1 protein-coding gene is annotated in these 238 nt (G+C 54.2%); it reads right to left on the bottom strand.

Annotation, left to right across the window (positions count from 1 at the left end):
• The coding region (locus AAEZ02_RS23445) for a hypothetical protein (protein WP_351125634.1) at window positions 1-238 on the bottom strand (238 nt) is incomplete at both ends.

Below are 238 nucleotides of genomic sequence, written 5' to 3'. Positions count from 1 at the left end.
GTCTTGGCCGGTTAAGTTGCCATCAGAGACGGTTAAATCCACTGGCGGTAAGGTGCCGCCGTTGTTGACGAGATCAGCACCGGCTTGGGTCAAGACCACTTCGCCGTTGACTAACGCATAGTAACCGTCGTCATTGCTGCCGGCAGTAAAGTCCACCGTCAGTGTATCGCCGTCTTCATCAAAGGTGGTGTAGGTTGCGGCAACATCGCCATCGACGGCGCTGTTTTCAGTAAAGTCA

Origin of the sequence: Shewanella sp. T24-MNA-CIBAN-0130, assembly GCF_040310185.1 — a bacterium.
GTDB lineage: Bacteria > Pseudomonadota > Gammaproteobacteria > Enterobacterales > Shewanellaceae > Shewanella > Shewanella psychromarinicola.
The sequence above is the reverse complement of the archived record's forward strand: the minus strand, read 5'-3'. Positions and strand labels throughout refer to the sequence as shown.